The following is a 26,175-nucleotide window of genomic DNA, read 5'->3' as shown; positions in this document are numbered from 1 at the left end:
TCACGCGGTCACCGTCTCGGTCGGGGCCTGCGGGGCGCGGCGGGAGGCGATGTCCTCCAGGGCCGCGTTCGCGAGCAGTTCGTCGAACCGGGCGGCGCGGACACGGCCGGCGTTCTTCGTGGTCTGGTGGACGATCCAGCCGTAGGTGCCGGGGGCGTCCACACTGAGGTTGTTGCGCTGCTTGAGGGCGCGCTTGTAGTCGTCGAGGCGCTTGATCGCGATCAGGGTCGCCAACTCGCCGTCGTCGAAACGGTCCAGCGTGCCGCGCAGGTACTTCACGACGCGCTGCTTGACGAAGAAGTCCTCGGTGAGCACGAGATTGCGGACGGCCTCGGCGACCCGCGGGTCGTCCGGTCCGGTCGCCCCGGGCACCCGCTGGAGCGCGAGGTCCTGCGCGACGCCGAGCACCGTGTACGACGACAGCAGCGAGAACATGTCGTCGCTGCCCTGGTCGCCGAAGGCCGGGGCACGGCCGCCGAGCACGGTGCGGCGGTCGCGGTAGTCGACCTTGAACGCGCGGAGCTTGTCCGTCGCGATCGACGTCGCGAGCTCGTCGAGGAGCTGGGACCGGGTGGCCGCGGCGAGGATCTCGGTCGAGTCCTGGTAGAGGAGCAGCGCGCGCGGCATCCCGCAGTACAGGTGCTGCCGCTCGGACTCCCAGTGCTCCAACAGCCGGGCGGCCAGCGGGGATCCGGTGGCCTCCACATGCCAGGCCAGCAGCAGCCGTACGGCCTCCTCGTGGAAGGCGCCGTGCCCGGTGTCCGTCACCGGGAACACCAGCAGCGAGTCGGCGCTCACCCGGCCGGCCAGCTCGCCCGACGGGTCGTACTGGTACAGGAACCCGCCGCTCATGCCGTTGCCGAGGCCCTTGCCGAAGCCGCCGAGGTTGAGGACCGTACCGCCGGTCATGTACTCGCAGCCGAAGTCGCCGAGGCCCTCGACGACCGCCGTAGCACCGGAGTTGCGCACGGCGAACCGGTCACCGGCCTCGCCCTGCACGAAGGTCCGGCCACCGGTCGCGCCGAACAGCGCGAAGTTCCCGACGAGCACGTTGCCGCCGCGCTCGGCGCTGCCGCCGCCCGGGGCGCGCACGACGATCCGGCCGCCGCTCTGGCTCTTGCCGACGCCGTCGTTGGCGGTGCCGGTGTGTTCGAGGGTGATGCCGTCGTTGCAGAAGACGCCGTACGACTGTCCCGCGGACCCGGTGGTGCGGATGCGGACGGCGTCGTCGACGAGGCGGCGACGGCCGCGGTCGTCGGTGGTGACGGCGGGGACACCTGCAAGGTCGCCGAGTCCGTGGCTCTCGTGGTTGAGGAGCCGCTCGACATCGATGCTGAGCTGCCCGCCGACGGACTTGTCGCTGTTGCCGAGGCGGATGCCCTCGACGAGCAGGGACGGCTCACGCCGGTCGACGAGCGCGGCACGCACCCGCTCGACGAGGGCGTCGTCGGTGGTGAAGTCCTTCTCCAGGTACTCCGGATCCGCTACGACCTTCTCGGGCACGCGCGCGAGCAGGCGGCGGACGTCCAGGCGCCCGACGCTCGCGGGGTGGTCGAGGAGTTGCAGCAGGTCCGTACGCCCCCGGGCCTCGCGCAGGGAGCGCAGGCCGAGGCGGGCGAGGATCTGGCGGACGTCGTGGGCGATGTTGAGCAGGTACTGCGCCAGCGCGCGCGGGTCGCCCTCGAAGACCTCCGGGTTGGTGGTGAGTCCGGCGGGGCACTTCACGTTGCAGTTCTTCGCCATGACGCAGCCGAGCATCATCAGGGCCGTCGTGCCGAACTCGAAGCTGTCCGCCCCGAGCAGCGCCGACGTGACGACGTCGCCGCCGGTCTGGTGCGCGCCGGAACAGCGCAGGACGACCTTCTGCCGCAGCCCGTTCGCGACGAGCGCCTGGTGCACCTCGGCGACGCCGATCTCCGCCGAACGCCCGGCGTACTTGAGGCTGGTGACGGCCGCGGCACCCGTGCCGCCGGTGTTCCCGGCGACGTTGATGACGTCCGCGCCGGCCTTGGCCACGCCGACCGCGATGGTGCCGATGCCCTCCGAGGAGACCAGCTTGACGATGACGCGGACGCGGGCGGCCTTGCAGTCGTGGATGAGCTGGGCGAGGTCCTCGATGGAGTACGTGTCGTGGTGCGGGGGAGGGGAGATGAGTTCGATGCCGGGGGTGCCGCCACGGGCCGCCGCGATGTCTACGGTGACCTTCGGCGCGGGCAGCTGACCGCCTTCACCCGGCTTCGCGCCCTGCCCGATCTTGATCTCCAGCTCTTCCAGCATCGGATCGGCGAGATAGCCCGCCCAGATGCCGAACCGGCCGGACGCGAACTGCTTGATCCGGGAGCCGCGGATGGTGCCGTACCGGGTGTGGTGCTCGCCGCCCTCGCCGCTGTTCGACATCGCGCCGACCATGTTCGTGCCGTGCGCGACGGCCTCGTGCGCGGTCGCCACGAGCGCGCCGTGGCTCATCGCGCCGGAGGCGAGGGAGCGGGTGATCTCGTGGGCGGGCTGGACGTCGTCGAGCGGGACGCTGTCGGGGGCGCTGTCCAGGAGGGTGAGGAGGCGGGCGGCGGGGCCGGTGGCCGTGACCTCGATGCCGTCGGCGCCGGCGGCCAGGGTCTCGACCTCGCCCAGGTGCGCGAGCCCTGCGGCGAGGGCGGTGTGCCGCTCGGCGGCGTCGGGGCCCGGGGAGGTGAGACGGAGCCGGAAGGTGCCCTGCTCGGTGACGGACACGACGACACCCCGAGCCGTGACGCTCGCGTTGCCGGTCGTCGAGAACCGGCCGAGCTCACGGGCGAAGTCCTCCGCCGTACGCAGACCGGTGACGTCGGCGGGCAGTGCGAGCACGTCCCGCAGCGCGGCCGGGCGGCGCGACCGTTCCTCGTGGGTGGTCCGCAGGAAGGCGCGGTACCCGGGCGTGATCCGGAACGCGTCGATCTCGGCGTCGCTGAGCGCGTCGTACCCGGTGTTGCGGTAGGCGGCGTCGGTGATCCCGAACGCGTCGTCGAGCTGGCCGAGCGTGAGCAGCCGCAGCGCGTCGGAGTCCTCGGGCTTCCCGAACTCCGGCCGCTCCTCGACCATGTCACCGAAGCCGCGCACGGCCGTGACCCCGAAGGAGTGCCCGGCCCCGTCCGACCGCTCCTTGAACAGCCCGAGCAGCGGAATCTGCTGCTCGCCGTCCACCGTACGGGCCCGCTCGTGCCAGTCCGTCGCGGCCTGCGCGATACGCGCGAACCCGACCCCGCCGACCGGGGCCTCCATGTGCGGGAAGGCCCGCGCGAACACGTCGTCGCGGGTGTCGAGGTAGTTCGGTTCGAAGAACTCGCCGCCGATGTAGCTCTCGGCGGTGCACAGCCCGACGCGGCCCATGGTCTTGGCGAGCGACTTCTCGGCCGCCTTGCGGAACTTCGCGAGCGCCCGGTCGGTCCCGGTGATTTCGCCCGCGGGGGCGGGTGCGCTCGGGTACTTCTCCTCGGCGCGCAGGCGGGCGCTGAGGCTGTAGACCGCGGAGGCGCCGAAGCCGAGCGCGGTGGCGACGTGGTGCGAGGACGCCAGCTGCCCGCTCTCCACCACGAGCGAGACGCGCAGCCGCAGCCCGGTCTCGATGAGCCGCTGGTTCACGGCGGCGACGGCGAGGATCACCGGCAGCGGCGCGCGCGTGGAGGAGACGGCCCGGTCGGTGAGGACCGCGATGCCGCCCTGCTCGCCGGCGAACCGCTCGACGTCGTCGCAGAGCCGCTGGAGCGCGGCCCGGAGCGCGTCCGCGTTGGCGGTCTCGTCCCCGGCCACCGGGTCGTAGAGCATGGCGAACCGCTCCAGCGGCACGACCCGCTGGTCCCGCAGCCGCACCATGTCCAGGTGCCCGAGCACGGGCGAGGAGACGACGAGCTGCCGCCCGCTGGTGTGGTGGGTCCCGTCCGGCTTCGGACCGAGGGCCACCCGCATGCTCATGCCGTCGGCCTCGCGGATGCTGTCCAGCGGCGGGTTGGTCACCTGGGCGAAGCGCTGCGAGAAGTACTTCGCCATGCCGCCCTCGGTGTCGCTGAGCGCGTTGATGGCGTTGCCGTAGCCCATCGCGGAGATCCGCTCCGACCCGTCGGCGAGCATCGGGTCGAGCATGAACCGGAAGCTCTCCTGGTTCAGCGAGTACGCCACGTACCGCCCGGCGAGGCTCAGATCACCGTCGTAGCCGAGCGTCGTCGTGCCGCGGTAGTAGTCGGGCGCGGGCAGGTCGTCGAGGTTCACCCGGGCCGAGGCGAGCAGGTCGCTGTACGGCCGGCGCGCGGCGAGGGCGTCGAGCACGTCGCGGGTGCGCATCCGGCGTCCGGTGCGGTGGTCGACGACGAGCATGCCGCCGGCCTCGATACGCCCCCGATGCACGACTTCCTGGTCAGGGAAGGCGACCTGCCCGGCCTCCGACGCCACCATCAGGTACTCGGCGGTCTCGACGGTACGCAGCGGGCGCAGGCCGAGCCGGTCGAGGCGGGCGCCGATGACGTCGCCGTCGCTGAAGATGAGGGCCGCCGGACCGTCGTTCTTCTCCTCGTACAGGGAGAAGTACTCCAGCATGTCCCGCACCCCGTCGGGCAGGGTGTGGTCGTTCTCCCAGGCGGGCGGCATGAGCGAGACGACCGCCTCGACGAGGTCGAGGCCGTCGTCGAACACCCGGCTCTGCAGGGTCTGGTCGAGCCGGCTGGAGTCGGACTGCCCCGGCGGGCGCACGATGCTCCGGGTACGGGCCCGCGCGAGCGCCTCGTCGCTCAGCCGGTTCTTGCGGTCGGTGTTCAGCTCGCCGTTGTGCGCCATGAGACGGAACGGCTGGGCCATGGTCGGGTGCGGCTCGGTGTTCGTGGAGAACCGGGTGTGGAAGTACAGCGACCGGACGGAGTGCCGGGGATCGCGCAGATCACGGAAGTACCCGATGACCTCCCCGGAGTTGAGCCGCCCCTTGAGCACCTGGGTGCGCGCGCTGAGCGACAGCGGATACAGCCCGGCGTAGGTGTCGGTGTCGTCGGTGGAGCCGGCGTATGCGACGGCCTCGACGGCGAGCAGGGCGCGGTTCGCGGCCGTGTCGATGTCGGCGCGCTCCCAGTGGTCCGGCGCGCGGAACACCCACTGCACGATGGGCAGTTGGTACTGCTCGGCGGCGGGGCAGGCGACGGAGTGATCGACGGGTACGTCGCGGACCAGCAGGATCTCGAAGCCCTGCTCGGCGATGCTGCGGCCGACGAGGTCCAGCGCGTCGTCGCGGCGGTCCTCGGCGACCGGCACGAAGCAGTTGGCGACGCCGAAGTGCCCGGCGCGCAGCTCCTCGCCGGTGATCGCGCCGAAGAACTCCACCGACAGGTCGACGCTCACGCCCGCGCCGTCGCCGACGCCCTCGGCGGACTTGCCACCGCGGTGCGGGATGGTGCGGAGCGCTTCGTCGCCCTTGCGGATGACGTCATGGCTCGGCACCCCGTCGAGGCGGGTGAGGAAGCCGACGCCGCAGTCACTGTGGTCGCGGGCAGGGTCGTAGAGACCGAGGGGGGTGTGATTCACGGGCGGGTCCTGAGCAGCTGGTTCCGGCAGGACGGCCAGGCTGCGTCGGTGAAGCGCTCGCCGCGGGCGGACCGGTGTGACGGCCTAGGCCCTGAGTGGTGCGATTTCGGATAGTAAGGCTTACCTAAGTTTCTTTGCAAGTGTGTGTCCTGCACGTATCTGCTGCGCGCATCGCCGGGGATGTCGAATGTGCGGGGTCCCGATCGACGTGAGAGTGAAGGCAGCACATCTCGGGACCGGGACCGGGACCAGGACCGGGCCAGGACCAGAACCAGGACTTCAGGAGCCCCCATCGTGATCGTGACCGCGGATATGGCCATCTCCCTCGACGGCTACGTCGCCGGCACCGACGTCTCCCTCGACAACCCGGGAGGCGACGGCGCCGAGCCGCTCTTCGAGTGGATTCACAACCTGGCGAGCTGGCGGGAGCGCCAGGGCATGACCGGCGGGGAGGAGAACCGCGACTCCGAGCTGATGCGCGAGTGGTTCGACGCGACCGGGGCGGTGGTCATGGGGCGGATGATGTACGACACGGGCGAGGAGTTCTGGGGCGACAACCCGCCCTTCCGTGCCCCGGTCTTCGTGCTCACCCACCGCCCCCGGCCGACCCTGGTCAAGCAGGGCGGCACCACCTTCACCTTCGTCACCGACGGCATCCACAGCGCCCTCGACCAGGCGAAGGCCGCCGCCGGGGACCGGAACGTCGACATCGCGGGCGGGGCGAGCACGGTGCGGCAGTACCTCAGGGAGGGACTCATCGACGAACTGCAGCTGCATGTGGTGCCCGCGCTCCTCGGAGAGGGACTGCGGCTCTTCGAGGAGCTGGGCTCCGGGCGACGGAACCTCGAACCGGTCCGGGTGGTCGACACACCTCTCGCCACGCACCTCAAGTACCGCTTGGTGAAGTGACCCGGAACGGAGGGAAAGCCCTACAAGAAGCTGACGTTCTGTGCGAGGGCGAGGCGGCTGGAGTAGTTGATGGTGTTGGTCGCCGGGCGCATGTACGCGCGCCAGGCGTCGGAGCCGGACTCACGGCCGCCGCCGGTCTCCTTCTCGCCGCCGAAGGCGCCGCCGATCTCCGCTCCGGAGGTGCCGATGTTGACGTTGGCGATACCGCAGTCGGAGCCCTCGGCGGAGAGGAAGCGCTCGGCCTCCTGCTGGTCGCGGGTGAAGATGCTGGAGGACAGGCCCTGCGGGACGTCGTTGTGCAGGGCGACGGCCTCCTCGAAGGTGTCGTAGGTCAGGACGTAGAGGATCGGGGCGAAGGTCTCCTGCCGCACGACGTCGGTCTGTTCGTCGACGCGGACGATGACCGGCTCGGCGTAGGCGGCCCCGGGTGCCGCCTCGGCCAGGCGCCGGCCGCCGCCGACGAGAACCTTGCCGCCCTGTGCCTGCGCGCGGGCGACCGAGTCCTGCATGGCGTCGAAAGCGGTGCCGGAGATGAGAGGGCCGACCAGCGTGCCCTCGTCGAACGGGTCGCCGATGGGGAGCTTGGCGTAGGCGGCCGTCAGGCGGGCGACGAGGGTGTCCGCGATGTCGCGGTGCACGATGAGGCGGCGCAGCGTGGTGCAGCGCTGTCCGGCCGTACCTGCCGCGGCGAAGACGATGCCCTGCACGGCGAGGTCGAGGTCGGCCGAGGGGGCGACGACGGCGGCGTTGTTGCCGCCGAGCTCCAGCAGGGTGCGGCCGAAGCGGGCCGCGACCCGGGGGCCGACCTCGCGGCCCATGCGGGTGGAGCCGGTGGCGCTGACGAGGGCGACACGCGGGTCGTCCACGAGCCGCTCGCCGATGGCGCGGTCGCCGAGGAGGAGACGGTGTACGTCGCGGGGGGCGCCGACCTCTTCGGCGGCTTGCGCGAGGAGGCGGTCGCAGGCCAGGGAGATCAGCGGGGTGAGTTCCGACGGCTTCCAGACCACCGTGTCGCCGCAGGCCAGGGCCACGGCGGTGTTCCACGACCACACGGCGGCGGGGAAGTTGAACGCGGAGATGACGCCGACGACCCCGAGCGGGTGCCAGGTCTCGGCGAGGCGGTGGCCGGGCCGCTCGGAGGCGATGGTGCGGCCGTAGAGCTGCCGGGAAAGGCCGACCGCGAACTCGCAGATGTCGATCATCTCCTGGACCTCGCCGAGCGCCTCCGAGCGGATCTTGCCCGCCTCGATGGTGACGAGGTCGGCGAGGTCGCTCTTGTGCTCGCGCAGCAACTCGCCCAGCCGGCGCACGAGTTCACCACGGCGGGGCGCCGGTGTGGTGCGCCAGGTGAGGAACGCCTCGCGGGTGGCGGCAAGGGCCTCCTCGACCTCGGCGTCGGTGGCGGCGGCCAGGCCGAACAGGTCCTCGCCGGTGATGGGCGTACGGGCCTGGAGGCCGGTGCCTTCGGGGACGGTCGCGCCGATGCGCTCCAGGCTCGCGAGGGCACGGGCGCGCAGGTCCTCGGTGGTGGGCAGGGCGGCGGTGGTCATGATGCTCCCTTGAGGGTGGTGAGGTGCAGGTCGAGTTCTGTGGCGACCTGGGCGAGGGATTCGTTCTGCTGCCGCTCGTACAGGGCGAAGGGGTCGAGTACGGCGCGGTCGATGGCGCCGGAGAGCCAGTCGCTGTCGTAGGCGGCGCCTTGCTGGTCGTTGTCCCGGGAACCCGCGTCGCTGAGGTTGGACTGGAAGATGCCGGCCGCCGAGCGGGGCAGGAAGTCCTCGTAGACGATGGGCTCGGCCCGTACCCAGCCCTGGGCCAGGAGCTCGTCGAGGGCCTGCGGCGGGCGGCTGCCGTCCCGCGGCCGGTCGGGTGCGACGCGGTAGGTGAAGTACGCCAGTTTCTGGGCGGCCAGCTCCCGTTCGGTGCCGGGGACGTGCTCCGTCCACAGGCTGTGGGCGAGTTCGGCCCGGTCGGCACCGGGGTGCGCGGCCGCCCGCTCGTCGAGGAGGGTGAGCAGACGGTCGTAGAGGGCCCGGCCCTCGCGGGTCACGGCGATACCGCGCGCCTCGACCTCGCCGAACCGCACCCGCAGGGCGCCGCTGGTCACCTGGCCGTCCGGGGTGCGCAGGGCGCGGGGTTCGGCCAGGGCCCGGAAGGACGTCTGGCGCAGCAGCAGGTCGGGCCCCTTCCACCTGGGCGGCCCCTGGATGGTGTCGATCATCTCGATGCCGCGCTCGGTCATACGGCGGTACAGCTCGTCGATGTCCAGGACGCGCGGGGTGAGGTGGTTGATGTGGGTGCTGCGCACGCCGCCGATGTCCGCGGCGACGGCGGAGACCTGCTCCAGGGTCTGGTACCAGGCCTTGTCGATCGGTTCCGTCGACAACTCGAAGGCGGCGACGGCCAGGTGGAGGAAGCGCTCGGCGTCGGCGTCCGGCAGTTCCCCCTCCGCCTCCGCCCGGTCGGCCAGGGCGAGCAGCTCCGGCGGGAACAGTTCGCGGCCGGCGAGGAACGTCTCCAGGCGGGCGCGCAGGTCGGCGTCGAAGAACCGCGGGTCCGCCGGGGTGAGCATGGAGGTGAAGACACGGAAGGGGTTGCGGGCCAGCTCCTCCCCGTCGACGGGACGGAACGCGGTCGATACGACCGGTACCGCGCTGGCGGCGGCCTCGCGCAGGTCGTAGAAGCCGACCGGGCGCATGCCGAGGGCGCCGAACACACGCGCCACCTGGGCCAGTTCGGCGGGGGTGCCGACGCGGATGGCGCCGTGGCGTTCCGCGGTCACCCGACTGATGGAGCCGAGGCGTTCGGCGTCGGCGCCCTGCGCGCGCAGCACGTCCTCGTTCACCTCGCGCGAGACGTCCACGAGCGTGGTGTAGGCGGGGACTTCACGGCCGTACATGTCCGACAGTCGCGCGGCGAACGCGGCGCGCAGCTGCCACTGGCTGATCATCGAAGAGGCCCTTCCTGTCAGGGGGTTCACACGACGTGGGCTTCGGGACGTATCTCGGCTCCCGTCCGGAAACGGTCGGCGCTGAGGGGGGAGATGTCGACGAAGGGTTCGCGGCCGAGGTGCAGGTCGCGCACGATCTCGCCGACGGCGGGGCCCTGTAGGAAGCCGTGGCCGGAAAACCCGGTGGCGTACAGGAAGTTGGGCACCTCGCCGGAGCGTCCGATCAGCGCGTTGTGGTCGGGCGTGACCTCGTACAGTCCGGCCCACCCGTCGGCGATCTCCATGTCCGCCAGCGCGGGGGCCCGCTCTCGTGCGACCTGCTGGAAGAGCTCCAGCCATTCCGGGGTCCAAGTCGTGTCGAAGCCCTCCGGCTGGCCGGGGTCGGCGAGGCCGAACAGCAGGCCGTCGTCGCTGTTGTGGAAGTAGGCCGACGACGCGAAGTCGATGGTGAAGGGGATGCGGGGCGCCGGGGGAGTGAGCGGCGCGGTGAACGCGAGCTGGCGGCGCACCGGCCGTACCGGCAGGTCGACGCCGGCCATGGCGCCGATCTGCCCGGACCAGGCGCCGGCCGTACAGATGACGGTGGAGCAGTCGATCCGGCCGCGGTCGGTGTGCACCGCGGTGACCCGGTCGCCGGCGGTGTCGATGCCGGTCACGCAGGTGTGGGTGGCGAAGGTGACGCCGGCCCGGGTGGCGGCGTCGGCGTATCCCTGGACGACCAGGGCGGGGCGGGCGTGGCCGTCGGTGGGGGAGAAGGCTGCGGCCAGGAGCCCGTCGGTGCTGATGTACGGACACAGCCGCTGTGCCTTGTCCGGGCCGATCATGCGGGTGGGGACGCCCAGGGAGTTCTGGATCCCGACACTCGCCTCGAAGTCCGCGGCCTGCCGGTCCGTGGTGAGCAGGAAGAGGTAGCCGACGCTGTCGAGACGGATGTCGGCGCCGGGACGGTGCGGGAAGTCCTGGAAGGCGCGCAGGCTGCGGCTGCCCAGCTCGATGTTGAGCGGATCGGAGAACTGGGCGCGCACGCCGCCGATCGGTTTGCCCGAACTGCCGCTGCACAGGTCGCCGCGCTCGACCACGACGACGTCGGTCACCCCCGCTTCGGCGAGGTGGAAGGCGATGCTCGCACCCATCACCCCACCACCGATGATCACGACATCGGCGGTGGGCGGAACGGTGCGGTAGGTGGAGAGAGAGGGGGAGGAGGAGCTGGACAAGGGCCGTCCTTCCAGAGAGTTGACATCCTCCCCCTCTTAAAAGAGGGGGATTCCAGCCCGTTTGGGCCGAGGTTCACGGACGCTCGACCGCTGTGTGGGCGGTGTCGTCCCTCCAGCACCGGCTGTTCGCCGGGGGCGGGGGATCCCGCCCTGTCCTGCCGCGACGTTGATACTCGCGTTGGTGTCCGCGTTGCAGGTGAAGCCACAGGAGGAGCAGACGAACTCGGCTTGGCTCTTGCGCGAGTTCTTGTCGATCCAACCACAGGCGCTGCACCGCAGGCTGGTGTAGGGGGCGGGTACGTCTTCGACCCGGCCGGGGGCTTTGTGCCCGGTGCGCTGCCGCAGCAGGCCCCAGCCCTGGGCGAGGATCGCCCGGTTGAGACCGGACTTCTGGGCGACGTTCACGCCACGAACCTAGACACCCCGTTCCCCTCCCGCGCACGTCTTCGATCAACATCACCGTGAGAGTGACCGACACGCTTTCGCCTTCCAGGGGCAACCCCGGCCACAGGGCACTCAACCCATCGGCACCACGAACGGTTTGAGGCCTGCCTCACCGCCCTCTCTCCCGAGACGCCGAATCGCCCTGACGGCAACTCGGCTCCCCCTGCCCCGCTACGCGGGAGCGGACATTCCCCCCCCGGCCCTGAAGGACCGGGCACCCTGCCCGACAAGCAAGGTGGAGAAGGGCGCTGATCAGCTGGCTGACCGTCATCGTGACGCAAACGGAACCGTTGACATCCATGAACGGGCGGGCGGGTCGCCGGCCGGGGGTCAGCCGGGGATGTCGGGCTCGTACTCGTTGCGCCCCCACTCGGAGCTGCCGAGCGGATACTCGTACGCGGGCCGTCCCACGTTGCCGCTCGTGCGGAACGGCTTGCCGTTGTCGTCGATGCGTACGGTGCCGTGCTGGTCGCCGCTGGACCAGTCCAGCTCCAGGTACCAGCTCACGTTGTGCGCCCGCGCGTCGGCGAAGACGTAGAAGACCTCGGGATCGGACTCGCTCACCTTGTACGGGAAGTCGCGCTGACCGGCCTTGGTGGAGACCGCGGGCCGCCCGGCGTCCAGGTCCACCGTGAACGACGTCGTCTCCACGCCACCACCGCAGCCGACGCCCATCGCGAAGTCGTTCCAGGCGAGCGGCGCGCTCTTCTCCACCACCCGCACATGCAGGGCGTCCAGGACGACGGTGGCCTTCCCGGTGCCCTGCAAGGTCAGCGCGAGCATCTGCTGCCCGGCGGCGACCCCGCCGAGCGCGGTGACCCACCCGCGCGCGTCCTGCTCACTCGGCGGCGGAACCACCTGCTCGGGCTCTCGGTCGAGCAGGTAGTGCTGGCTGCAGGGGCCTTCCCACTTGTACGGGTTGACGGCGACGTTGGGCGCGGTGGCACCGTCCTCGCTCCCGCCGCCCTCGGCCGCCCCGGCGCCACCGCCGCCGGGGGCGGAGCCGGACGGGGAGACCGTGGGACTGCCGCCGCGCGAGGCCGACGGCGAGGCGGACCTGCCCTTGGCGTCGGGCGACTCGGAGGCGCCGGGGGTCTTTGCGTCGACGGAGTCGGTGGTCCGGGAGGCGGCGCCGACGGGCCGGTTCCCGTCCCGGTCGTCATCGCCCTCGCCGGACACCAGGTTCACCACGAGCACGGCCGACACGAGCGCGGCGACCACCGCGGCCCCGGCGAGGACGACGGTACGTCGCCGCCGTGCCACGGGAACGTCCGTCGAGGCCGGCGGGTCGACCTCGGGACCGACCTCGGGACCGGCATCGTCAGCGGGGTCGTCAGAGGGGTCGGATCCGGCCACCGCGTCGGGCTCGGCCGCCCCCGCCCCGCTCGCCTTCTGCCTCCGCCGGGCGTCCGCGAGAACCCACCGCCGATGCAGTTCGACCAGTTCATCGGGCGTCGCCTTGCACATCCGCGCGAACCGCTCCACGGGGGCGTAGTCCGTCGGTACGGCGTCCCCGTTGATGTACCGGTGAAGCGTGGACGCACTCGTGTGCAGCCGCTTCCCGAGCACCCCGTAACTGAGCCCGGACCGCTCCTTCAACCGGCCGAGCAGCTCCGAGAACTCGTCCCCCGCCACGGTTCCTCCCTCTCCCACGTTCCGGAACCCCATTCCAGGGGGCGGTCGTTCCCCCAGGTCAGCGCTATCGCGAGCGTTCCAGCGTTCCAGATGTTCCGGCAGTCGTGGCGGCCGGAACGGATCACCGCACAAGCTTGGGCCATCCAAGCACGCCGCTCCCGGCACCCGGTCGAGCGGCCCATGCCAACACCCGTACCGCACCAGGGGGATTCACATGTCCACACGCACCCACCGCACTCGCATGCTCGCCGCCGCCGCGCTCACGGCCGTCACGCTGACGCTGACGGCGTGCAACAACGGAGAGGGCGTCAAGGACGAGGGCGCGTCGGCGGGGTCCGCGGCCTCGGCCTCGACCACGTCCTCGTCCGAGGCGAGCGGGGGAGGCTCCGCCGGGGCGGGGCAGACCGACCAGACGGGCTCGACCTCCCAAGGCTCGACGGGCGGCGCGGCCGGTTCCGGCGGCACTAAGGGTTCCACGGGAACGTCGGGTTCGACGGGCTCCTCGGGTTCTTCGGGTTCCACGGGCTCCCAGGGGGACTCGGACTCGGGGCCCACCAAGACCCCCTGCTCCACCACCTCCACCCGGACGACCGCCACCGAGGTCTCCCGCCCCCTGAACCACCTTCTCCTCACCGTCACCAACACCGGCTCGAAGAACTGCAACCTCGTCGGCTACCCGGCGGTCCGGTTCGGCGAGGCCCAGTCCGTCCCGCCGGTCTTCGAGGACTCCAAGCCGCAGGCGGTGGTCACGCTGGCCCCCGGTGAGTCGGGCTATGCGGGCGTCCTGCTGTCGGCGGGCGACGGCAGCGGTTCCAACGGCTACACGGCCAAGTCCCTGGAGGTCTACTTCAACGTGGACGCGACCGTCGCCGCCAACCCGTCGCTCCCTACGAAGGGTGTGTACGTCGACGACTCGATCCGCGTCACCTACTGGCAGTCGACCATGGCCGACGCCCTCGACTGGTGACACGCACGCGCCCGCGGCCCGGGACCGCGGAGCGCAGGACGCGGAGCAGACGGGTGCGGCGCGGAACGCGGCGACGGACGGTCTTCTCGACCGCGTCGCAGTCCGCCCACGCGGAGGCCGCAGCCGCGGCGTCGGGGCTGCGGCCTCCGTACTCGACCTCGTTGACCAGGGTGGCCAGCGCCGGCAGGCGCCGGCCCGCGGCGTCACCCACGCGCTCCGCGCCGAAGGCGGCCACCTCCTGCGCCGTGTGCGCTCCCGTGGCGGGCAGGCCGATCTCCGTGAGGACTTCGGTGATCTGCTGCCAGGCGCCGAGGACCCTGCGCCGCGCGTCCGGGTCGCCTCGCCGTCTGCCGCGCCTGCGGTACGGCAGCCACAGCGCGTACAGCACATAGGCCGTGGCGAGCAGGAGCAGGGCGAGCGGAACGACGAGCCAGACGGGCGGACCGGAGCCGGACGTACCCCCGGCGGCGCGGGAGGACTCACCCGGCGTGCGCGGACCCGTCGACGGCGGCGCCGGTTCGGTGCTCTCCCGGTCCGCCTGCCGGGGATCCTCGGGCTCCTTCGCCGATACGGCGGGGGAGCCGCCCCGTGCGGTCTCGCCGGGCGTCGGATGGAACGGCACCCAGCCGACACCGCTGAACCTCACCTCCGGCCAGGCCAGCACGTCCCGTCCCCGTACCTGCCAGGTCCCGGAGCCGGTCCGGGTACCCGGACGGAACCCCACGGCCACCCGGGTGGGCAGGCCCACGGTGCGCGCCAGTACGGCGTACGAGGCGGCGAACTGCTCGGACGTACCGCGCCCGCCCTGCGCCAGGAAGAACTCCAGGCTCCGGTAGGTGTGGCCGGGCAGCGCCCCGGGGTCGAACCGGTAGGTCGCGCGCAGCCAGTCGGCCAGGCGCACGGCCCGCTCGTACGGGTGGGTGCTGCCCCGGGTCACCCGCTCGGCGATCTCCCGGAAGGACCGCACGGAGGGGATCGGCTGCCCGGCCGCGTCGAGGGCGGGGAGCCTCACCCGTGCCGGGTCGTCGGCGGCGGCCGCGTACCGCAGCCGCTCGGCGTCGTACCCGGGGAGATGCGAGGCCGCGCTGTAGGTGAAGCCGCGCGGGACCGCCTCTCCCGTGGAGAGCACCCCGCTGTCCGGGTCGACGGACAAGGAGGTTCCCTCGGGCGTGCGCACGGATGAGGGCCGGTCGGCGGCGGGGAGCCAGATGCCGGGCAACGACCGTACGGTGAAACGCTGTTGGAGCGTCTTGGTACGTCCGGGGTCGGCGCCCTTCTCCGCCGGGACCCGGCCTCCGGTACGGGTCAGACCGGCGCCGCTCGTCCAGGTCGTCCCGTCGTAACGGTCGAGGACCGCCAGCCGGTAGTTCCCGGGGGCCGTGCCCGAGGTCCGTACGGTGAAGACGCCCTCGTCGCCGTTGCGCGTCCAGGCCGCGACCTGGTCCAACGGGCTGGTGGACTGCGGCCGTACGGTCGGCGGCGTGACCGTCTCCCGCAGGTCGTAGGGGGCGCCGAGACCGGGCAGGTGCGGGCCCAGCAGCACCGCGACGAGGCCGGGCGCGGCCACGGCCGGCAGCCGCAACAGCAGGGCGCGCAGCGGAAGTCGGGCGCGTGAACGCACCAGCGCCAGCAGCGCGGCGGCCCCGGCCAGCGCGCCCGCGGCGGCGTACGACGATCCCGGGCCGTCCGCGCCGAGCACCAGTGGGAAGCCGAAGGCGAGGACCGCCGGGAGGGCCGGGAGCAGCGGGGCGCGGGTGCGCAGGGCGAGTTCCGCGGCGACGGCGGTGGCCGTCCACACGACGGCGTGCGGCAGCACCAGCAGCTCGGGCTCGCCGGGCGCGGGCAGGATGGTGGAGAGCAGCGCGTGCGGGGCGTCGAGCAGCGCGGACCACGCGGCGCGCAGCGCGGGCCCGCCGGGCAGGCCGTCGCTCACCTCGTGGAACAGCGTCGCGCTGACGACGACGGCCCAGGCGACCACGGTGAGCAGGGCCGACGGCCAGAGCGGCGTGGTGGGGCGACCGCCCTGACCCGCCGGGCGACGGGACTCGCGGGCGGGGCGGCGGCCGAGCAGACCCGACAGCACCGCCGACAGGACGATCGGGGCGAACACGGCCACCGCCAGCACCGGAAGCAGCTCGGAAGGCGGGAAGACCCGGGCGAATCCGTATCCCGCGGCGCCGGACAGAGCGGCGACGGGCAGCAGCGACCACAGCCGTCGGGCGCGGTCCGGTTCCGGATCCGGCACTTCGCTTCGGACCGACGGGGTGGCCACAGCGGCCGTGGTGCTCAACGCACGGCCTCCCCACGCCATCCGGCGAGCAGTTCGTCCAGCGACGCGACGTACAACTGCCGTACGTCGGAACCGGGGCCGGACACCTCGTCCGTCGCCGCGTCGTCGGCGCCGACACGCAGCATGGTCACGCGGTCGAAGCGGCGCCGTACCCGGTCGACGGCACCCAGCCCCCGGGTGTCGCCGGTGCCGGTGACGACGACCAGCGCCCCGCCCCCGCGATGGTTCTCAAGACCGTCGAAGGCGGCCGCCACGGACGTCAGGTCGGAGCGGCGCACGACGGCCAGCCCGTCCAGGAGCGCCTCGCCGTCGCTGCCCGAGCCTTCGGTGCGCAGGACCGCTCCCGTCTCGCCGACCAGCCGCACGGGGAAGTGGGAGCGGGCGGCCGCGTACGCGATGGAGGCCGCGCAGTCCACGGCCAGCTCGAAGTCGTCCTCCGAGGCGTAGGCACGCTGCCGGGTGTCGAGCACGAGTGTGGTGTGCGGGAGCGAGACATCGACCATCTGTCGGACCATCAGCGTGCCGGTGCGGGCGGTCGACCGCCAGTGGACCCGTCGCAGGTCGTCGCCGAGTACGTACTCGCGCAGCGTGTGGAAGGTCAGCGAGCCGTCGTCGGCGGTGTCGGAGACCGGGCCCTCGACATGGTGCGTCTGGCCGGACGGCAGCACGGGCAGCGGGCAGATCCGGGGTCGTACGAGCAGCGTGTCCGCGTCGCCGTACGGGCGCATGCGGCGGGCGAGCCCGAGAGGATCGGTGCGTTCGAGCCGCAGCGGTCCCACCAAGACGCGGCCGCGGCGGGTGGTGGGCAGCTCGTACCGCAGTTCATGGGCTGTGCCCGGGGCCAGCGGCGGCACGTCGACGGCGATGTCCCGGTCCCCGCACCGGTCGACGGCGCGCAGGCCCCGCCGGGTACGGCTCCCGCTGTTGGTGAGGGTGACGACACCCTCGGCGGGATCGCCCCGGCCCACCCTGTTCGGCGCGATCCGCCGCTCGGCGACCAGTACGGGTGCGGGCAGCGCCCACAGGACGGCGACGCCGACGGCGAGCACGCAGGTCACGCCGAGCGCCGCGGCCTCGCCGTACCCGAGCCCGTAACCGACGGCGGTCAGCGCCGCGCCGCCGGCCAGCGTGCCCCACCCGGTGGCCGACAGCATCAGACGCGTGCCCCGCTGTTCAGTTCCACCGTGGCCAGCACTTCGTCGATCACGTCCGTACCGGTTCGACCGCTCAACTCGGCCTCCGGCGTGAGGATCAGCCGGTGCGCGAGGACGGGCCCGGCCAGCGCCTTGACGTCCTCGGGGAACGCGTACGGCCGGGACTGCGAGGCCGCACGCACCCGCACCGCCCGCAGCAACGCGACGGAGCCGCGCGGCGAGGCGCCGAGGCGTACGTCGGGAAGGGTGCGGGTCGCCGCCACCACCCGCACCAGGTAGTCGTAGAGCGCGTCGGCCACCTGCACCTCGGCGGCGGCCTCGACGAGCTCCGCGATCTCCTGGGCGGTGGTGACGGGGGTCAGCGACTCGGGGGTGGTGCCTGTGCCCGACCCGGTGAGGACCGCGACCTCGGAGGCGTGGTCGGGGTAGCCGACGGTGATCCGCATCAGGAAGCGGTCGAGTTGGGCCTCGGGCAGCGGGTAAGTGCCGCCCATGTCGACCGAGTTCTGGGTGGCCAGCACCATGAACGGGCGGGGCACCGGGTGAGTGGTGCCGTCGGCGGTCACACGGCGCTCCTCCATCACCTCCAGCAGCGCGGACTGCGTCCTGGGCGAGGCACGGTTGATCTCGTCGCCGAGCACGATGTTGGCGAAGACCGGGCCCGGCAGGAACTCGAACGCGCCGGTGTTCTGCCGGTAGACGGTGACGCCGGTGATGTCGGAGGGCAGCAGGTCCGGGGTGAACTGGACGCGCGCGAAGTCGGCCTCGATGGAAGCGGCGAGGCAGCGGGCGAGGGTGGTCTTGCCGGTGCCGGGGACGTCCTCGATGAGCAGGTGGCCTTCGGAGAAGAGGCAGGTGAGGGAGAGTTCGATGGTGTCGCGCTTGCCCTTGACGACTCGTTCGACGTTGTCGGCGAGGGCGTGGAAGCACTTCGCTACGCGGGTGGGGGGAGAGGTCATGTGCAGTCCCAGACTTTGGGGTTGGAGCGGGAGTTCACAAAGTGGTCGGAGACGTGTCCGGTGGTGCCGTCGTAAGTGAGGTAACTCCAGACGTCAGTGACCTCGCCTCCGAATGGCACTGAGGCGCCCTTCTTCTTGCAGTGGACGGTGACCTCGGGGTTCGACTTGCCGGGGATCTGGCCGACCCGCTCGCCTTCCAAGTGGCTGGGCCTGTCCCGGATCCCGATGGTGCCGGGGTTGCTGTTGTTGATGATGTGCATCTGCTGAGCGGGCGGGATCAGGTCGAGAGTGCCGAACGCCGCCGGACCCGATCCTGCGGCGTTGCTCGCCGTCACCGACACAGGGTTGAGGTAGCCGTTCTTCAGATGCTCGTACGTGTACGTGGCTTCCGTGGTCTGCGCCGTCCCGCTGGGCCCGGTCACCGTGTATGTCATCGAGCCGTCGGCGCCGTCCGGCGGCCGCCAGGTCACCGTGCCGCCGTGACCGCCCTCGGCGGGAGTGGCGGTGAACTCCCGCGGCGCCCCCGGCGCGACGCACGGCCGCGCGAGTGCCGACGGCGCCGACTCCTTGCTCGGCTTGCCCCCGGCGTACTCCGCGACCACGGTGAAGCTGTACTGCTCCTCGCACGAGCCGCCCCGGACCTCGAAGGCGAACGGGCCGTCGGGTCCGATCCCGTCCGGGGTGACGGTCTGGTCCGACGCCCGCCCCTTGAGGACGTAGCGCCGCGGGGTCGCCCCCAACGCCTCGGCGAAGGTGATCCGGATGGCGCCCATCCGCGACTCCGCCTGCGGTGCTCCCGGCGCCCCGGGCTCCTGGGCCGGCGGCGGTGCGGGCACCGTCTCCGTCGGCTCGCGTCCCGGCGCCTGCGGGTCCGCTCCTGGCACCGGCGCCCCTTCGGCGGGGCCGTCAGGGCGCGGGGCAACCGTCCGAGGCGGAACCCCCGCCACGGGAATGCCCGTCGGGACGCGGCCCTCGATCCACCTCTCCCCCGGCTTCCGCGCGGACGGCACATCCGTCCCGTACTTGCCGATACGCCTGACCTCGCCGTCGGCGTCGATCACCGCGGCGTGGGCACTGTCCGGGGCGTTCACCCACAACAGGCCGTCGCGTATGGCCAGTTCGAGGTCGCCCGCCCCTTCGGTGATCCGTACCGGTTCGGCGGGCGCGGAGAGGGAGGTGTCGTACACCAGCAGTCGGCCGGTGGACTCGTCCGGTATGTAGACCCGTTTGCCGAGCAGTTGGGGTGCGGCCGGTCCCAGCCCTCGCCCCTGGCCCTGCACGGGCACGCGGGCGCGCACGGTGTGCCTGCTGTGGACGTCCAGCAGCACCAGATCCCCGCTGCCGCCGGCCAGCACCGGGACCACGGAGCCGTCGGTGGTCGTCGGCACCAGGGTGTCGGACGCGTCCGCCGCCGAGGCGTTCGCCCCGGTGTTCGCGCCGCCGAGTTCCAAGGTGCCCCGCACGCCCGTGGCCGTCAGCGCCTTCATCACGGCGGCGGTCCGGTCGGTCACCACGGGACGGCCGTCGGCCAGGGTCAGCACCAGATCGTGGCCCGCGTCGGCGACCTTGACCGCCGTGCTCTTCCTGCCCTTGACGAAGGGAACCACCGTGCCCTGGTCGGGCAACGGCACCCACAGGGTGCCTTCCTGGTCCACCACCGCGGCTCCGGGCTTCCCGCCCAGTTCTGTGGCAGGGCCCTCGGCCGTCGTCAGCGCCGGGTCGATCCGCCGCACGGTGCCCCGCACGGGATCGACGACGTACGCGTACGCGCCGCCAGAGACCAGTTGCAGCCCCGCCGCACCGTAGTCCGCGGACTGTCCGGCGGTCAGCTGCGAGGCGTCGATCCGGACCACCCGGCCGGTCTGCTGGTCCAGCACCAGGGCGCTCCTGCCGTGCTGCGCGACCGAGACGGGGTGGCCCGCCATCCCCGCCGGCAGGACGACCTTGCCGTCCACGGCACCGGTCAGCCCGTGGGCGTGAGTGACCTCGCCCTTCTCGCTGCTCGCCAGCCAGGCCCCGATGTCGGCGAGCCGGGGCCGGGTACCGGACGCACCGGTTCCGACGGCGACCGAGGTACCGATGAGCGCCCCGACCGCACCGACGGCGATGTAGCCGGTGACGCGGTTGCCGGTCGGCCGCAGCCTGGCCCAGGCGGCGGTGGCCGGCGCCGTACAACGTTGTCGGAGCTGCGGGCCTGACGCCCTGGTCTGCGCAGGCGTCTCTGTCCCCCGGTCCGGCATCCCTGCCCCCCAGTGATGATGCCCAACTCTGCTTGCAGGAAGGGTAATTGACGATCGATGAGGTGTCAGTTGTTGCGTACGTGACCGCCGCTTCGCGGGAAGCGGCGGTCACGGCGATCAGGGGTCGGGGCTCAGCAGTCGGCGACCCACTTGTGGGAGGCGATGTTGTCGTTCAGAGGCACGTGACGGCAGCGTCCTGGGCGTGCGACGGCGTGCGACGGCGTGAACCGGCGGTCAGGAGTGATCGTCTTGGTGATCGTAAGCGCGCGGTATCGATCACCTGGCGCCCCGCGACTGTCGCCCTGGAAGGGACATCCCTGATGAACCGTCGTCTGCGCACCGCCTTCGCCGTCACCGCCGTGCTGGGCGCGGGTCTGCTGATGACAGCGTGTGGGGGCGGCGACAAGTCGTCGGCGTCGGACTCCTCGGCGGCGTCCGGCAAGTCGAGCGCGAAGGCGTCCACCGGCGGCTCGGGTGGGGACGAGAACACCGGAAGCAGCGGGAGCAACGGTTCCGGTACGTCGAAGTCCTCCGGTGGCGCGGCCGCGGGGAGCAACTCGTCGGACAAGTCCGGTACGGACGGCGACGACACGTCCGGGGACAAGACCGGCTACGGGCAGAGCTGCGGTACCAACGACATCTCCTGGAGCGTGAGTTCCGAGAGCCAGGCGGGCGGCTACTACCTGATCAAGGCCAAGGCCAACCCCGGCATCACCTGCGTCCTGCCCGCCGCGCTGCCGGTCGTGGCGTTCGGATCGGACGGAACGGAGGCCGGGCCCGCGGAGCAGTCCGTGGGTGAGCAGATCACGCTGCGCGAGGGCGTCACCGCCTACGCCGGTGTGAACCCGAAGACGGTCAACGAGGACGGCGGCAAGGAGCTGGACAGCCTCATCGTCTCCGTTTCCAACGACGACCCGAACCCGGTGTCCCTGAAGGTCGGCTCGTTCGTCGTCGACAAGCCGATCGTCACCAACTGGCACACGTCCGCCGCTGACGCTGTTCCCACGACGTGACAGATTGCAGCCGCAACTGGCATGCTCACGGCCGCGATCACCATCAACGTCGGGGGAACGATGACCACGGGACCGGGAGGGTTCTCGGCGCGGCCCGAGTCCATTGACAGCAGTTCGCATCTGCTGAACGAGCTGGCCGGACTGCTGTACGCCGGGCGCATGGACGGGGAGAACGCCACGCAGTGCCGCGTGCCACGCGTGCATCCCCAAGTGGCCGAAGCCGTAGAGGACTTCGCGCGGTTCGCGCAGGATCAGTACGGGGACCTCGTGACGTTGCTGTCGGCCCTGTCGACGAAGCTGCAGTCGACGGGACACGCCTATGTCCAGGCCGACGGCGACGCGCGGCGCGCGATGGACGACCTGCTCGACAACGGGCGTTACGTCGCGCCCGAGGACCGGTGAGCACCATGACCTACCGCGCGGACGTGGCGTTCCTCGAAGACTCGAACCCCCAGCTGATCGAACGGACCGCAGCCGAATACGGCCGCCTGCACACCCTCCTCGCCTCGTGCGAGGACGACTTCCGCAAGGCCGGGAAGGTCGAGTGGGAGAGCGTACAGAGGGAGCGGTACACCAAGCGGCTGAAGGAAGCGCTCGACCTGGCGGAGTATCTGTCCGCGGCGTTCAGGCGGGTCGGCAGAGCGCTGGACGTCTACGCCACGGCTGTCGAGCGGGCCAAGGGGCACTTCAAGAGCGGGCAGATCACGGAAGACCGGCTGGTGGAGGTGATGTCCCGGGAAGCTCACGCGATCACTCCCACCGCGCGTGCCGCGGAACCGCTGCACCAGTGGGAAGACCTGCGAGGCACGTCCGGTTTCCTCGACTGGGTGGCGGAACTCACCGCCGACGTGGACGCGATCCGCGAAGAGGCCGAGCGCTACTACGACGCCACCCGGGGCCACTACGGCGACGCCGAGCGGGTGGAGTCCGCGGCCCGAGAGGACTGCGTGCACGAGATACGGGCGGCCCTGCGGTCCCTGCCGGACTTCCGTGGTGGGGACGGCGACTATCCCGCCCTGCTGATCAGCGCCGTGGACGCGTTGCGCCGTGAGGCGTCCGCCGCGAGCCGCAACCCGAACACACAACTTCCCGGCACCGGCACGAAGGTCGACTCGATCTCCGGGGTGTCCGGCGACACCGCGGTCTCGCCGTCGCTGCGGCGCATACGGGAGCGGCTGGCACGGCTGCCGGGTGCCCAGGACCACTATCTGTATCTGCCGTCCAACGACGACGCCGGCCGCCGCACGTACATCTCGGGGAACAAGGCGCTGATCCATGACGCGGCGCGCAGCTCCGGGCTGCCGCCCGAGATGCTGGCGGGCATCGCCTGGCAGGAGGTCGAAGGCGATCCGTCCTGGATCGACGAGGCCGCCTACGGTGTGCGCCGTCACCTTCCCGGCATGGGAGAGGCGGACCAGACCTCCATGGGGCCGATCGCCATCCAGGTGCGCCGGTCCGCCGAAGTGCTCGGCTACGACCCGGAGAACCTCACCGACGCACAGCGCGACGAGGTGGTCAACGCGTCCAAGGACCCGGGGCAGAACATCTACATCGCCTCGGAGTACCTCGCCCAGCTCAAGGCCGAGAGCGAGTTCGCCGACGTGCCGCCGGAGCGGATGACCAGGGAGCAGATGCGGGAACTCGCGGCACGCTACAACGGCGGCCCCTACTGGCGGAGCGAGGACGCTCAGATCTACGGCCGCGGATTCGACAGCAACGTCGACGAGGCGAAGCGGGCCCTCGAATCATGACCGTGTCGCGGGCCAAAGGCGTCGCGTGCGCGGTCCTGTTGGCCATCGGCTGTCTTGTGGCGGGAGCCGCGACCGCTGTCGCCTACCTGTCGAATCCGCTCGGCCCCTGGGACCACCAGGCTCTCGACCACATTCGGCTGTTCGGACGGCTCGGCCTGGCGTTCGCCCTGCTCACCGCGCCCGTCGCCGTGCTGGCTGTCGTACGCCGCTGGCTGCGGCCGTGGTGGATGGTGCCGTGTCTGGTGATCACGCTGGCCGCTTGGGGACGCCTGACGGTGTTCTTTCCGGCACCCTGACCCGTCGTCTCCCACGCGTCCCACGCGCCGCCGGCCGTCATCGAGGTCTCGGTCCCGCGACCGCGTAGGCCGCGGTGCCGGCGACCGCGAGGGCCAGGGCCGTCCAGGTGCCCGTGGCCGTGCCGGGCGGCAGCAGCATCCAGGCCATCACCTGCGTCGGCACATCCGTGGGGGACGGGGCGATGAACGACAACGCCAGCCAGCTGATCGGCGGCGTCCACGCGTACGGCGCCCCGCAGATCGTCGCCCCGATGGCGCAAAGGCCCGTCAGGCCCGCGCAGTTGCGGGCGACGAACGCGGTGCTGGCCAGGTCCTCGCCCAGCGTCTGCACCGCCAGCAGCACCGCCCCGACGACCGCGCCGATGAGCAGGACGTGTACGGCCCTGCGGGGCGCCCAGCGGATCGCGGCCGTGCGGTCCAGTGCGAGGTCCTGCCCGCCGAGCCCGATCGAGGCCGCCATCGCCCCCGCGGCGAGGACGAGCGTGGGCAGTCGCGGATCGGCGGGCTCCGCGTCGCCGTCCCGGGCGAGGGCCCACACCGCCACCGCGCTGATCACCACGACGGCGAACGACGCGGGCACCTGTCGCGAGCGTGCGTACAGCGTCAGCCATCTCACCGGGACGCACCGCCGTCCAGGATGTCGAGCGGGTCGCCCTCGCAGGAGAGCGCCGCGGTGTGCACCGCGTTGATCCGCGCGAGCTGTTCGGACCGCGGCAGCGCCTTGAGTTCCTTCCACACCGGGCGGGCCACGTCGAGCTGGTCGCGTGCGGAGTGGGCGCTGCCACCGAGCGGCTTGAGGTCCCCGAGGACCCAGCCCGCCGCGACGCTCTGCCCGGCGATCTCGCCGAGCGTGCCGCTCTCGCTGTCGCTGCGGGCGAAGCAGATCGGAGCCAGGCCCTGGGCGAGCAGGGCCCGGGTCAGCTCCTCGCCCTCGGCGTCGGCGATCACCCGGTCGTCGAAGTCGACGAGGACGGCGCCGTGGGGCCGCTGCGGCGTATCGCCGATTCCCCGTACGGCGGTGCTCTCACGGATCGAGTTCGGCGCCCGGTCGCCCAGGGTGTCGTGCAGCAGGATCAGCGCCCTGCGGCCGGGGCCCGCGAGGTCGTCGAGCCGTGCCTGGTGCGCCTTGGTCACACACACCGGGCCGTCGCACACCATCGCCGCGGCGGCCCTGTCGACGACGTACGTCCGACGCGGGTCGGCGGGCAGGACGAGCAGGGCGAGCACCGCGCCCGCCAGGACGGGCGTCAGGGCGAGCAGCCGGGCCCGCCAGGTCGCGGCGGCCAGCAGCGCGAAGCCCGTCGCGGCCATGCCGAGCAGCCAGAGCGTCTGCCCGAGGTGCACGGAGGCGGAGAGCGTGAGGAACACGTCGCGCACCTCTGTCACCGCGGGTGACAGCAGCGAGATCCGGTTCGGCACCATGGACGTCGGCGTGCCCGACTCCGTCGACATCCGCAGCAGGTTGATGAACACGAAGGCCGTCACGGCCAGCGCGGGCGGGGTGAGCGGGGACGGCAGGGTCCGCCCCATCCCCATGCCCAGCACGGCGCCCGCGACCAGGGCGAGCGCGCCCACCAGCGAGATCGGAAGCCATCCGAGGTGCGTGTACGCGGTGTCGCCGAGCATCACCTGGACCGCGCCCTGGAGGACCAGGAGAGCGAAGGCCGAGGCCAGTGTGACCGCGACGGTGCCCGCCAGGGTGGCCGCGCGGTGCCAGGCGGGCCGCGGTGTGCTCGTCAGCAGCTCGGACATCTTCGAGCGGTGGTCGCGCAGCCCCTGGAGTGCGCCGAGGCCCACGGCCAGCGGCCACAGATAGACCAGCAGGGCGCGCGTCCACAGGGCTGTGGACGTCCACTGGGCCGTCCAGCTGACGGTGCCGTTCCACCAGGGACCGTGCAGCAGGTACAGGAACGCCGACGCGGTCGTCAGGACCACCGCCCCGGCCCACGGGGCGACGGAACGCCTCAGTTCGATGCGCAGGACGCGGAAGTTCACCAAGTTCCCTTTCCCTGCTTGGGGGTGAGGAGCATGGCCGAGTAGCCGCGCTCCAGCGGGCTGTCGCCCACGTGCTCCGGGCCGCCCACGGAGGCCAGTTCGTCCGGCGGGCCCTGGAAGACCAGCCGGCCCTCGGCGAAGAGCACCACGTCGGTGCAGGCGGCGGCGACGTCCTCCACCAGGTGGGTCGAGACGACCACGCAGGTGTCCGTGCCCAGTTCCTGCAGCAGCCCGCGAAAACGCAGCCGCTGCGCCGGGTCCAGGCCGACCGTCGGCTCGTCGAGGAGCAGGATCGCCGGGTCGTTGACGATGGCCTGGGCGATGCCGACCCGTCGCACCATGCCGCCCGACAGGGTCTTCATCCTGTCGTCGGCACGGTCCGCGAGCCCCACCCGCTCCACGGCGCGCTGCACCGCGGCGGGGATGTCGGCCTTGGGCACCTCCTTCAGCCACGCCATGTACTCGACGAACTCGCGCACCGTGAAGCGCTTGTAGTAGCCGAACTCCTGCGGCAGATAGCCGATCCGGCGGCGCAGCGCACGGTGCTCGCCCATGCCGCCCGCCGCCTCGCCGAGCAGTTCCAGGGTGCCCTCGGTGGGACGGAGCACGGTGGCCAGTGCCCGGATGAGGGTGGTCTTGCCCGCCCCGTTGGGCCCGAGCAGGCCGTGTACGCCGGTGCCCAGCGACAGGTCGAGCCCGTCGACGGCCATCCGGTTCCTGCCGACCCTGACCTTCAGTCCGGTGGCCCGGATCTCCCAGGCGTAGGGCGTCGGCGCGATGTCGGCCGAGCTCACGACGGACGTCATGTGGTGGTCCT

19 protein-coding genes are annotated in these 26,175 nt (G+C 72.0%); 6 read left to right on the top strand and 13 right to left on the bottom strand.

Translation table 11 applies throughout. The features are described from left to right. Positions 1-5,538, bottom strand: coding sequence for a glutamate synthase-related protein (locus tag ACIA8X_RS02595; RefSeq protein WP_399457621.1), 5,538 nt, complete (start codon positions 5,536-5,538; stop codon positions 1-3). A 294-nt stretch (positions 5,539-5,832) separates the two neighbouring features. On the opposite strand from ACIA8X_RS02595, the gene ACIA8X_RS02590 reads away from it, so the two are divergent. Beyond that, entirely contained in the window at positions 5,833-6,447 is a 615-nt protein-coding gene (locus tag ACIA8X_RS02590; protein WP_393454454.1) for a dihydrofolate reductase family protein, read from the top strand. Positions 6,448-6,467: 20 nt separating this feature from the next. Here the strand turns inward: ACIA8X_RS02590 and ACIA8X_RS02585 are convergent, their stop codons facing one another. From ACIA8X_RS02585 to ACIA8X_RS02565, 5 genes are all read right to left on the bottom strand, one after another. Then, on the bottom strand, positions 6,468-7,997 hold the full coding sequence (locus ACIA8X_RS02585) for an aldehyde dehydrogenase family protein (RefSeq protein ID WP_393454457.1): 1,530 nt from the start codon (positions 7,995-7,997) through the stop codon (positions 6,468-6,470). Beyond that, on the bottom strand, positions 7,994-9,397 hold the full coding sequence (locus ACIA8X_RS02580; protein WP_393454460.1) for a 2-oxoadipate dioxygenase/decarboxylase family protein: 1,404 nt from the start codon (positions 9,395-9,397) through the stop codon (positions 7,994-7,996). The genes ACIA8X_RS02585 and ACIA8X_RS02580 overlap by 4 nt, the downstream gene beginning before the upstream one ends. 26 nt (positions 9,398-9,423) lie before the next feature. Beyond that, on the bottom strand, positions 9,424-10,614 hold the full coding sequence (locus tag ACIA8X_RS02575; RefSeq protein ID WP_399457620.1) for an NAD(P)/FAD-dependent oxidoreductase: 1,191 nt from the start codon (positions 10,612-10,614) through the stop codon (positions 9,424-9,426). A gap of 36 nt (positions 10,615-10,650) precedes the next feature. Then, positions 10,651-11,019: a zinc ribbon domain-containing protein gene (locus ACIA8X_RS02570; protein ID WP_393454466.1), complete on the bottom strand. Its 369-nt coding sequence runs from the start codon at positions 11,017-11,019 to the stop codon at positions 10,651-10,653. 369 nt (positions 11,020-11,388) lie between these two features. Then, positions 11,389-12,693 carry a helix-turn-helix domain-containing protein gene (locus ACIA8X_RS02565; protein WP_399457619.1) on the bottom strand — a complete coding sequence of 435 codons (1,305 nt, stop codon included), beginning with the start codon at positions 12,691-12,693 and terminating at the stop codon, positions 11,389-11,391. A 214-nt stretch (positions 12,694-12,907) separates the two neighbouring features. Between ACIA8X_RS02565 and ACIA8X_RS02560 the strand changes: the two genes are divergently transcribed. Next, entirely contained in the window at positions 12,908-13,660 is a 753-nt protein-coding gene (locus tag ACIA8X_RS02560) for a DUF4232 domain-containing protein (RefSeq protein ID WP_393454472.1), read from the top strand. Here ACIA8X_RS02560 and ACIA8X_RS02555 read toward each other — a convergent pair. Genes ACIA8X_RS02555 through ACIA8X_RS02540 form a run of 4 tightly spaced genes read right to left on the bottom strand, consistent with a single transcriptional unit; the run spans position 13,617 to position 20,303 of the window. Then, entirely contained in the window at positions 13,617-15,950 is a 2,334-nt protein-coding gene (locus ACIA8X_RS02555; RefSeq protein WP_399457618.1) for a DUF3488 and transglutaminase-like domain-containing protein, read from the bottom strand. The two genes, ACIA8X_RS02560 and ACIA8X_RS02555, sit on opposite strands and share 44 nt — an antisense overlap. After that, positions 15,947-17,104, bottom strand: coding sequence for a DUF58 domain-containing protein (locus ACIA8X_RS02550; RefSeq protein WP_399457617.1), 1,158 nt, complete (start codon positions 17,102-17,104; stop codon positions 15,947-15,949). The genes ACIA8X_RS02555 and ACIA8X_RS02550 overlap by 4 nt, the downstream gene beginning before the upstream one ends. Continuing rightward, a complete protein-coding gene (locus ACIA8X_RS02545; protein WP_399457616.1) occupies positions 17,104-18,063 on the bottom strand; it encodes an AAA family ATPase in 960 nt (319 codons plus the stop codon). Before ACIA8X_RS02545 ends, ACIA8X_RS02550 begins: the two co-directional genes overlap by 1 nt. Further along, positions 18,060-20,303 carry a hypothetical protein gene (locus tag ACIA8X_RS02540; protein WP_399457615.1) on the bottom strand — a complete coding sequence of 748 codons (2,244 nt, stop codon included), beginning with the start codon at positions 20,301-20,303 and terminating at the stop codon, positions 18,060-18,062. The genes ACIA8X_RS02545 and ACIA8X_RS02540 overlap by 4 nt, the downstream gene beginning before the upstream one ends. 320 nt (positions 20,304-20,623) lie before the next feature. Between ACIA8X_RS02540 and ACIA8X_RS02535 the strand changes: the two genes are divergently transcribed. From ACIA8X_RS02535 to ACIA8X_RS02520, 4 genes are read left to right on the top strand one after another with little or no spacing between them, the layout of a single operon-like run. Further along, entirely contained in the window at positions 20,624-21,316 is a 693-nt protein-coding gene (locus ACIA8X_RS02535; RefSeq protein ID WP_399457614.1) for a DUF4232 domain-containing protein, read from the top strand. A gap of 21 nt (positions 21,317-21,337) precedes the next feature. After that, entirely contained in the window at positions 21,338-21,718 is a 381-nt protein-coding gene (locus ACIA8X_RS02530; protein ID WP_399457613.1) for a hypothetical protein, read from the top strand. Between the two features lie 5 nt (positions 21,719-21,723). Beyond that, the gene (locus ACIA8X_RS02525) at positions 21,724-23,067 is read left to right on the top strand and encodes a hypothetical protein (RefSeq protein ID WP_399457763.1); all 1,344 of its coding nucleotides are present in this window, start codon (positions 21,724-21,726) and stop codon (positions 23,065-23,067) included. Further along, on the top strand, positions 23,064-23,363 hold the full coding sequence (locus ACIA8X_RS02520; RefSeq protein WP_399457612.1) for a hypothetical protein: 300 nt from the start codon (positions 23,064-23,066) through the stop codon (positions 23,361-23,363). Before ACIA8X_RS02525 ends, ACIA8X_RS02520 begins: the two co-directional genes overlap by 4 nt. 37 nt (positions 23,364-23,400) lie before the next feature. On the opposite strand, the gene ACIA8X_RS02515 is transcribed toward ACIA8X_RS02520, so the two are convergent. From ACIA8X_RS02515 to ACIA8X_RS02505, 3 genes are read right to left on the bottom strand one after another with little or no spacing between them, the layout of a single operon-like run. Continuing rightward, entirely contained in the window at positions 23,401-23,979 is a 579-nt protein-coding gene (locus ACIA8X_RS02515) for a hypothetical protein (protein WP_399457611.1), read from the bottom strand. Then, entirely contained in the window at positions 23,976-25,358 is a 1,383-nt protein-coding gene (locus tag ACIA8X_RS02510; protein WP_399457610.1) for a hypothetical protein, read from the bottom strand. Before ACIA8X_RS02510 ends, ACIA8X_RS02515 begins: the two co-directional genes overlap by 4 nt. Continuing rightward, the gene (locus tag ACIA8X_RS02505; protein WP_393454502.1) at positions 25,355-26,164 is read right to left on the bottom strand and encodes an ABC transporter ATP-binding protein; all 810 of its coding nucleotides are present in this window, start codon (positions 26,162-26,164) and stop codon (positions 25,355-25,357) included. Before ACIA8X_RS02505 ends, ACIA8X_RS02510 begins: the two co-directional genes overlap by 4 nt. Positions 26,165-26,175: the final 11 nt, after the last annotated feature.

The sequence above is a fragment of the Streptomyces sp. NPDC051738 genome, assembly GCF_044453205.1.
Classification (GTDB): Bacteria; Actinomycetota; Actinomycetes; order Streptomycetales; family Streptomycetaceae; genus Streptomyces.
Note: the sequence above shows the minus strand (reverse complement) of the source record. Positions and strands in the feature narration are given on the sequence as shown.

What these genes read in the sequence shown, in the direction of transcription:
- ACIA8X_RS02585 (WP_393454457.1), bottom strand. Translation starts at nt 7,997, where the DNA reads ATGACCACCGCCGCCCTGCCCACCACCGAGGACCTGCGCGCCCGTGCC.
- ACIA8X_RS02580 (WP_393454460.1), bottom strand. Translation starts at nt 9,397, where the DNA reads ATGATCAGCCAGTGGCAGCTGCGCGCCGCGTTCGCCGCGCGACTGTCG.
- ACIA8X_RS02560 (WP_393454472.1), top strand. Translation starts at nt 12,908, where the DNA reads ATGTCCACACGCACCCACCGCACTCGCATGCTCGCCGCCGCCGCGCTC.
- ACIA8X_RS02550 (WP_399457617.1), bottom strand. Translation starts at nt 17,104, where the DNA reads ATGCTGTCGGCCACCGGGTGGGGCACGCTGGCCGGCGGCGCGGCGCTG.
- ACIA8X_RS02545 (WP_399457616.1), bottom strand. Translation starts at nt 18,063, where the DNA reads ATGACCTCTCCCCCCACCCGCGTAGCGAAGTGCTTCCACGCCCTCGCC.
- ACIA8X_RS02540 (WP_399457615.1), bottom strand. Translation starts at nt 20,303, where the DNA reads ATGCCGGACCGGGGGACAGAGACGCCTGCGCAGACCAGGGCGTCAGGC.
- ACIA8X_RS02535 (WP_399457614.1), top strand. Translation starts at nt 20,624, where the DNA reads ATGAACCGTCGTCTGCGCACCGCCTTCGCCGTCACCGCCGTGCTGGGC.
- ACIA8X_RS02530 (WP_399457613.1), top strand. Translation starts at nt 21,338, where the DNA reads ATGCTCACGGCCGCGATCACCATCAACGTCGGGGGAACGATGACCACG.
- ACIA8X_RS02525 (WP_399457763.1), top strand. Translation starts at nt 21,724, where the DNA reads ATGACCTACCGCGCGGACGTGGCGTTCCTCGAAGACTCGAACCCCCAG.
- ACIA8X_RS02520 (WP_399457612.1), top strand. Translation starts at nt 23,064, where the DNA reads ATGACCGTGTCGCGGGCCAAAGGCGTCGCGTGCGCGGTCCTGTTGGCC.
- ACIA8X_RS02505 (WP_393454502.1), bottom strand. Translation starts at nt 26,164, where the DNA reads ATGACGTCCGTCGTGAGCTCGGCCGACATCGCGCCGACGCCCTACGCC.